The sequence below is a fragment of the Nonomuraea fuscirosea genome (assembly GCF_003001935.1).
GTDB classification, from domain to species: domain Bacteria; phylum Actinomycetota; class Actinomycetes; order Streptosporangiales; family Streptosporangiaceae; genus Nonomuraea; species Nonomuraea fuscirosea.
In genome coordinates, this window is record NZ_PVNG01000073.1 from 1 (window position 1) to 4,913 (window position 4,913).

6 protein-coding genes are annotated in these 4,913 nt (G+C 65.7%); all 6 read left to right on the forward strand.

Annotated features, from left to right (window positions below; all coding sequences use genetic code 11):
• Window positions 1–99 precede the first annotated feature (99 nt).
• The 6 genes from B0I32_RS56025 (at window position 100) to B0I32_RS56045 (ending at window position 4,573) form a co-directional block, all read left to right on the forward strand.
• Window positions 100–1,566 (forward strand): DUF4158 domain-containing protein, encoded by a 1,467-nt coding sequence (locus B0I32_RS56025; RefSeq protein WP_281262701.1) that lies wholly within the window; start codon window positions 100–102, stop codon window positions 1,564–1,566.
• Window positions 1,506–1,874, forward strand: a complete 369-nt coding sequence (locus B0I32_RS57345; protein ID WP_146178775.1) for a hypothetical protein — start codon at window positions 1,506–1,508, stop codon at window positions 1,872–1,874. The genes B0I32_RS56025 and B0I32_RS57345 overlap by 61 nt, the downstream gene beginning before the upstream one ends.
• Window positions 1,831–2,241 (forward strand): RidA family protein, encoded by a 411-nt coding sequence (locus tag B0I32_RS56030; RefSeq protein ID WP_106253658.1) that lies wholly within the window; start codon window positions 1,831–1,833, stop codon window positions 2,239–2,241. Before B0I32_RS57345 ends, B0I32_RS56030 begins: the two co-directional genes overlap by 44 nt.
• A 337-nt stretch (window positions 2,242–2,578) precedes the next feature.
• Window positions 2,579–2,836: a hypothetical protein gene (locus B0I32_RS56035; RefSeq protein ID WP_106253660.1), complete on the forward strand. Its 258-nt coding sequence runs from the start codon at window positions 2,579–2,581 to the stop codon at window positions 2,834–2,836.
• A gap of 161 nt (window positions 2,837–2,997) precedes the next feature.
• On the forward strand, window positions 2,998–4,122 hold the full coding sequence (locus B0I32_RS56040; RefSeq protein ID WP_146178776.1) for a P-loop NTPase family protein: 1,125 nt from the start codon (window positions 2,998–3,000) through the stop codon (window positions 4,120–4,122).
• Between the two features lie 61 nt (window positions 4,123–4,183).
• On the forward strand, window positions 4,184–4,573 hold the full coding sequence (locus B0I32_RS56045) for an HIT family protein (protein WP_181308970.1): 390 nt from the start codon (window positions 4,184–4,186) through the stop codon (window positions 4,571–4,573).
• Window positions 4,574–4,913: the final 340 nt, after the last annotated feature.

Sequence of the window (4,913 nt, forward strand, 5' to 3'; positions counted from 1 at the left end):
GCCCACTATTGACCAGCTCGTCCAGGCACTCACCTACGAACACTAAGATCGTCGCAACACAGCGATCGTGTTGCGACGATCCATAGAATCCGCCCCCTCGTGGCCGGGGCGACTTCCCCGACGAGGTGGTCGACTACGTCGCCCCGCCAGACCAAGACGTCTCCCGGCAGCGTGGGCCTGTATGAGTGGTCGGGCCGGACGATCGAGCGGCACCGCAGCGAGATTCGCAATCATCTGGGTTTTCGGGAGTGCTCGGTTGCCGACGCCGACAAGTTGACCGGCTGGCTGGCGGGAAACGTCGCGCACGCCGAGCGGCAGTCGGACCGGGTTCGCGAGGAGCTGCTCAAGCAGTGCTGGGCTGAGCGGATCGAGCCGCCCGCGCCTGGGCGCATCACCAGGATCGTGCGGTCGGCGCTGCACAACGCCGAGGAAACCTGGTTCGCGAAGATTGCGGCCCGGCTGGACGCTGAGACGACGGCCCGCGTGCTGGCCCTGATCGCCGCCGACGGCGACGCCCGCGAGGTTGCCGATAATGCCCAGCAGGAGCAGGAGCAGGAGGAGGTCGAGGACGACCAGGAGGACGAGGGCTCGGTCCTGGCTTTGATCAAGGCGATGCCGGGCAATGTCAGCCTGGACTCGATGCTGACCGAGATCCGCAAGCTGAACGCGATCCGCGCCATCGGGTTGCCAACAGCGCTGTTCGCTGACGTGGCGCCGAAGGTGCCGGCCGGATGGCGGTTCCGCGCTGCGGTGGAGTCGCCCTCGCATCTGCGCCGGCGGGCCCGCAACGCGCCGGACGCGACCGTCACCCTGCCGGCGGCGCTGCTGGTCGAGCGGGAGCGCGAGGTCACCGACAACCTGGTCGATCTGCTGATCGCCACCATCCACCGGGTCGGTGCCCGGGCCGAGCGCAAGGTCACCGAGGAACTCATCAACGCCTTCAAACGGGTGTCGGGCAAGGAGAATCTCCTGTTCACCATCGCCGACGCCTCGCTGACCAAGCCGGACGGCACGGTGCGCGAGGTGGTCTTCCCCGCCGTCCGCGGCGGCGAGCAGACGCTGCGCGAGCTGGTGCACGAGTTCAAGACCAAGGGGCCGGTCTACCGGCGCACCGTGCAGACCACGCTGAAGGCCTCCTACACCAACCACTACCAGCGCGGCCTGATCGAGCTGCTGGAGGTGCTGGAATTCCGTTCCAACAACACCGCCCACCAGCCCGTCATCGACGCGCTCAAGCTGGTCAAGCGCTACGCCAAGGCCGGTAACACTACCTACTACCCGCTCGGCGAGAGCGCCCCGAGCACAAGGGCACCCTCAAGGACTGGGCCGACCTGGTGTACCGGACCGACACCCGCGGTCGGCGTCGGGTCGCGCGCATGGTGTACGAGGTGGCTACCTTCCAGACGCTGCGCGAGCAGCTGCGCTGCAAGGAGATCTGGGTGGTCGGCGCTCATTCCTTCCGCGACCCGGAGGAGGACCTGCCCGCCGACTTCGCCACCCGCCGCGTGGAGAACCACGCCGAGCTGCGCAAGCCGCTGGACCCCCGAGACTTCACCGCCGAGTTGAAGGCCGAGATGCGCGCCGAACTGGACGCGCTTGACACCGCGCTGCCCAAGCTGGACTGGGTGGCGATCTCCGAGCGCAAGTCCGGCGCGATCAAGCTGACGAAGATCGGCCCGGCGGACCTACCACAAGAAGGGCATCAAACCCCGCCGAACTGGCTAAACAACAAGCTCAGCGGCAAGGCGCCCAGGCCAGATAACCTGTGGCGTAACGAAAGATCCTTTGACATGGTGGCCACATTCTTGCCTGATTCGAAGGGAAACCATCATGGGCCGTGCAGTTACGTTGATCCGCTCCTCCTCCTTGTCTGACGTCGCCGAGTACGCCTACGCGGCCACGGCACCCACCGGATCTCGCCTGATCTTCCTTGCCGGGGCCTGCCCGCTGAACAAGGATGGATCCACGGCGGCGGTTGGAGACTACGCAGGTCAGGCAGCGAAGGCCCTCGAAAACATGCAGACCGCCCTGACGGACTCCGGTGCATCCCTGCATGACATCATCAGCACCAGGGTTCTCGTGGCGTCCAGCAGGCAGCAGGATCTGGGGACCGCCTGGGCGGTAGTCCGGGCCTTCTTCGGTGATCACGACGTTCCCAGCACATTGATGGGCGTCACAGTGCTGGGTTATGAAGATCAACTCGTGGAAATCGAAGCCATCGCCGCTGTGCTCGACTCCTAAGGTGGCGATCAACCGAACCCTGCGGGCACCGCATCCGCTACCACCGCACTGAGGTGGCGCAGACCCTGGCACACGTCGCCAGCCGATGGCGAAACCTCCATAATCCCCAGGCCGGATCGGTGTGTTCTTGCATCCGGGTCCCTCCGTGAGGGGAGAGTTCGGATGTCACTCAACGAACTCTACTCACGGAGGGGAACCGTCACGGTTAAGTCTGTCACGGAGACCTGCGAGATCCTTAACGCCTACGACCTGACGCGCAGTGTGGGTCAGCTGCTGAGCTGGTGGGATGCCATCCGCGGACGGTGAAGCGGTATGTGGAGCTGCGGGATTCGGGCCGGTGCCGGTGGGGCGGGAGCGATCGGGGCGGCTGATCGATCCGTCCCTGGAGAAGATCGAGGAGAAGGTCGAGGCGCCCAAGGGGAAGATCCGCGCGGACGTTGTGCACGACACGGTGACGGCGATGGGGTTCACCGGCACCGAGCGGGCCACGCGGCGGGCGGTCGCCGAGGCGAAGGAGGCGTACATGGCCGGGCGGCGGAGGGTCTATCCCCTGGATCGCCGAGCCTGGCCTGTGGTGGCAGTTCGACTGGGGTGAGGGTCCGCGGATCGGCGGGCGGTGCACGAAGCTGGTCCGAAAATACGACATCAGCCAGGCGCGCGGCAGAGAAGAACACCTGCTGGGCCTGTGAGCTCAAGAGCCTCCTCACCAGGCTTCTCGCCGATGCCGAAGGAGTAGTCCGGCCCGAATTGGCCCCGTTGATCACTGTCCTGACCGGGATGCGCCGACCCAACAGCGGAGTCACTTGGATCCGGACGAATCCCAAGATCGTCACCTTGCTGAGGGCGCTCGGCGACGGCACTCTGTTGTTGAACCACGCCGCATTGGACGCCCTGCCCCAGTCCCAGACGGTCGAGTACATCCGCGAACTTCTCGTGGCACACGGGATACTGCCCTTCCGCGACCGCTACGTCGCTGGGTATGAACGCTGGCTCGCGATCAAACTGGCCAGCATCGAAAGCACCGAACAGCGCAAGATCGTCGAGCAGTTCGGACGCTGGCACCATCTCCGTCGTCTCCGTGCCCAAGCCGCGCGGGCACCCGTCACCCAGAACGCCTTCCTGCACGCCAAGCAGTCAACGGCGATCACCACCGCGTTTCTCCGCTGGCTTCACGAACGCGTACTCCACGTCCATGCCTGCACGCAGCACGACGTCGACGCCTGGCTTTCCGCCGGGCCGAGCACCCGTCAAAAGGCCGACGACTTCCTCGGCTGGGCGGTGCGCCAGCGCCTCATCAAAGGCATCACGATTCCCGGCCGGCACTACCTCGGCCACCCTCACATAGGGGAAGACCACCGTGTCGACCTCCTACGAATGCTGCTTCTCCACGAGACCATGCCCGCCGATCACCGAATTGCGGGCTACCTCATCCTGCTCTTCGGCCAGCCTGTCCAGCGCATCGCGCGGATGCGAATCGAGCACGTCAAGGTGATCGGCGAACTGGTCGAGCTACGTCCAGGCCGAGTATGGATCCCTGTTCCAGAGCCCTTCGCGACCTTGCTTCGGACCTACCTCGGTGACCGCCCTCACATGAACACTGCCGCCAACCCGAACTCCCCGTGGCTGTTTCCCGGCGGCATGCTCGGCCAGCCGATAACGCCACAGATGATCACCGACCGACTGAAAAGAGAAGGAATCCCGCCACTTGCCGCGCGAAGCGGAACCTGGCTTCAACTCATCCGTGAGGCCCCGCCCGCCGTGCTCACACAAGCTCTCGGTATCCATCCCATCACGGCCATGCGATATGCGAAGCTCGCGGGCGCAGACTTCCTCAGCTATCCCCGGCCACGCGTTTCATCGTCGATCGATGTCGATGGATAGCTAGAATCACCAGCCAAAAGGCCTTTGCGTGGTGGCCGGGCGAGCTGTGATCATGCCGCTCATGAGTTGCGTCTTCTGCCGCATCGTCGCCGGAACCGAGCCCTCGCAGACCATCCACGAGGACGAGCACGCCATCGCTTTCCTCAACATCGGCCAGGCCACCAGGGGTCACACCCTGGTCATTCCGAGAGCGCACCACCGCGACCTGGGGGAGATCCCAGCGGAGACGGCGGCGCACGTGATGCGGGCCGCGGTCGAGGTGTCCCGGCAAGTCGCCGGCGCGCTCGGGGCTCCTGGCGTGAACCTCTGGCATGCCAGCGGCGAGACGGCTTGGCACAGCGTCTTCCACTTCCACCTCCATGTGGTGCCCCGCTTCGAGTCCACCGACCTCACACCACCGTGGTCGGAGGAGGTCGAGCACCCGGTCGAGTCCCTCAAGGAGCTGGCCTAGGAGATAAGGGCCTGGCGCTGAAGACGAAGCGTCCACCCAGACGATTTCATCGTCGATAGATAGCTAGGGCTGCCAGTCGCGACCTGCGGAAACGTGCCTGCCGTCGTTATCGGGACGACGAGCGCCGGACTCATCCCCGAACGCCCGGACCGAAACCCGCCCTCTGCGGGTGACACCGTCGCGCACCGTGACCTGCAGCGACGCCGCTCGTATGGGCCGTGTGCCGCGATTCTTACCAGCGGGCCTACCAGGCCAGCGCGTTCCCGCTGGCACCGGCCAGGAGGACCACGGGATCCCCCTCGGCGGGCCCGGCCCGGTGGATCCGCACGCTGCCGGCGCG

Bases quoted from the DNA above. Each gene is read 5' to 3' on its own strand.
- B0I32_RS56030 (WP_106253658.1), top strand. From the start codon at position 1,831: ATGGGCCGTGCAGTTACGTTGATCCGCTCCTCCTCCTTGTCTGACGTC.
- B0I32_RS56045 (WP_181308970.1), top strand. From the start codon at position 4,184: ATGAGTTGCGTCTTCTGCCGCATCGTCGCCGGAACCGAGCCCTCGCAG.